The sequence below is a fragment of the Rhodovulum steppense genome (assembly GCF_004339675.1).
Taxonomy (GTDB): Bacteria; Pseudomonadota; Alphaproteobacteria; order Rhodobacterales; family Rhodobacteraceae; genus Rhodovulum; species Rhodovulum steppense.
In genome coordinates this window covers 1-2053 of sequence record NZ_SLVM01000058.1, presented here as the reverse complement: position 1 = coordinate 2053, position 2053 = coordinate 1, and the positions used below count along the sequence as shown (strand labels likewise).

The following is a 2053-nucleotide window of genomic DNA, read 5'->3' as shown; positions in this document are numbered from 1 at the left end:
CCCTCTGCTCAGGGCCTGATCGAAGTCGAAGGCCTGATACGCCCAGATCCCGGGGCGATCATCGCCATCGGGCGTTCCGGTCTCGGGGCTGGTGTTCGGGGCGGGTCTATCCGCAATTGCCATCGTTCCCTCCTGGCGCTTTCTCGACCGGAGTTTCTGGCCTGTAGGCATTAATTCATGGTTATGATGCGTGCGACCTTGGGGGGTACAATCTTAGGGTTTGTGTTAAATTGTTAGGTATTCAGTGCGGAGTTGATGGGCCGCGTTTGGCCAATTCTTATTGTATTCAATGAGTTCAGATCGTACTGATTTAAAGATATTAACGGGCGCGCTGGGATGTGCATCCACTCAATGCCCGTGGTGTGGGTAGAGAAGCAAACTGGTTCGGAGTTCTAATCTAATCTGATTACCGATTCGGGAGTGCCTTCCACCTTTCCCCGAAACTCTGTCTCCCAGCTTCGACAGTTAATCACGTAAGTGATTGATATTGATGATACGAGATTTGCGTTTTGTGTAAGCGTGACGACGGAACCCTATTCGGCGAGGCTTGACCCCGCGATATTCACCGGTCGGCTGACATTGGCGCCAAGGTCCTGCTTTCGGGTGGTTCGTGGGCGTCTTGGGGGACCGGCGCTTGGCTGGGCGTGAGGGTGACGGATGCGTAACCCTTCGGCGGGGGCCGTCTGACGGGGCGCTGGAGGCGATGATAAGTCCGACGTTATGGTCGACTTTAAGTTTACACCCCAGATCGAGATCCTGTCTGCTGAGGACGGGCCTCGGCGTCGGCACTGGAGCGACGCGGAGAAGATCCGGGTGGTCGAGGAAAGCCATCGGGGACATCGGCAGGTCTCAGCGACGGCGCGGCGGCATGGCATCTGCCGTTCGCTTCTGACCACCTGGCGGCGACAGTATCGGAACGGTGAGCTCGCATCGGAAATCGGCCCTGCTTTCGTGCAGGTTCAGGTGCCCCCGGAGATGGACACGCCGCCGCGTCAGCTGGCCCCCAATGTCCAGCTCGAGGTCCTCCTGCGGAACGGACGGCGCTTGCTCGTGTCCTCGTCGGTGGACCCGGACGCATTGGCCAAGCTGCTTCCGGTCCTCGAAGGCAAATGATCGCCTTCCCGGCGGGGGTGCGCGTCTGGATCGCTGGCGGGGTGACCGACATGCGGCGCGGGATGAACACGCTGGCGCTGACGGTCCAGCAGGGGCTCGGGCGCGATCCGCATGCCGGAGAGATCTTCTGCTTTCGCGGCCGCAAGGGCGATCTGGTCAAGCTGGTCTGGCACGACGGCGTCGGCATGTCGCTCTACACGAAGCGTCTCGAGGCTGGAAAGTTCATCTGGCCGACCAGCGGCAGCGGCGAGGCTGTGCAGATCTCGGCAGCCCAGCTCGGGTATCTCTTCGAAGGTGTTTGGGGATACCCCCCATTGTGACGCTGACGAATCCTTTCCGGAGGAGGTTCAGGTACTCGATCCGCAGCACCCGCTCTATGGGCGAAGGTTCCAGGTTCTCGGCCGATCGTTCTTTCGCAGGGTCGGTTGTGCGCCCTGCTACGCGGTCGTGTATCGCGACGGGGTCACGCTGAATGTACCGGTGGCGGCGACCGAGCCGCAGGCTTTGCCGTGTGCCTCTACCAAATTAAGTGTGGAAGCTTTGCTGGATCTCCTAAATGTGGTGACCTGCCCCCCGGAAGTTCCCTCGCCGTGATGTAGAGTCTGCCCAACCTGAGAAGGAGCAGACGACATGAGGAAAAGCCGTTTTTCCGAGGCGCAGATTATCGGGATGATCAAGGAACAGGAGGCCGGTTTGCCGACCTCCGAGCTGTGCCGGAAGCACGGGTTGAGCCCCGCGACCTTCTACAAGCTGAAGGCCAAGTATGGCGGGATGGACCTGTCCGATGCTGGTCTTGCCCCTGTTTCACCGGACACTCAGGCGGTTGCGGTTTGAGCTGCGATGAACTCGCGGGGCGAGCGCATTTTCAGCCCTGAGTGCGGGTGGTTTTCGTTGTAGTCCTCGATCCAGCCTCCGATCAATCCGAGAACGGTCTGTGCAT

At 60.0% G+C, this 2053-nt stretch carries 3 protein-coding genes and 1 pseudogene; 3 read left to right on the top strand and 1 reads right to left on the bottom strand.

Going from position 1 to position 2053, the window contains the following annotated elements:
- Nucleotides 1–720 precede the first annotated feature (720 nt).
- The 3 genes and pseudogenes from tnpA to EV216_RS18000 all read left to right on the top strand — a co-directional run.
- Nucleotides 721–1113 carry an IS66-like element accessory protein TnpA gene (gene tnpA, locus EV216_RS18010; RefSeq protein ID WP_132697251.1) on the top strand — a complete coding sequence of 131 codons (393 nt, stop codon included), beginning with the start codon at nucleotides 721–723 and terminating at the stop codon, nucleotides 1111–1113.
- Nucleotides 1110–1433 carry an IS66 family insertion sequence element accessory protein TnpB gene (tnpB, locus tag EV216_RS18005; RefSeq protein WP_132697249.1) on the top strand — a complete coding sequence of 108 codons (324 nt, stop codon included), beginning with the start codon at nucleotides 1110–1112 and terminating at the stop codon, nucleotides 1431–1433. Before tnpA ends, tnpB begins: the two co-directional genes overlap by 4 nt.
- A 310-nt stretch (nucleotides 1434–1743) precedes the next feature.
- Nucleotides 1744–1902, top strand: a pseudogene (locus EV216_RS18000) (transposase); the annotation flags it as partial.
- A gap of 26 nt (nucleotides 1903–1928) precedes the next feature.
- On the opposite strand, the gene EV216_RS17995 reads toward EV216_RS18000, so the two are convergent.
- Nucleotides 1929–2053 (bottom strand): integrase core domain-containing protein (locus EV216_RS17995; protein ID WP_132697247.1); only part of this gene is annotated, 125 nt, incomplete at its 5' end.

Excerpts from the sequence above, each read along its gene's own strand:
- tnpA (WP_132697251.1), top strand. The coding sequence starts at position 721 with ATGGTCGACTTTAAGTTTACACCCCAGATCGAGATCCTGTCTGCTGAG.
- tnpB (WP_132697249.1), top strand. The coding sequence starts at position 1,110 with ATGATCGCCTTCCCGGCGGGGGTGCGCGTCTGGATCGCTGGCGGGGTG.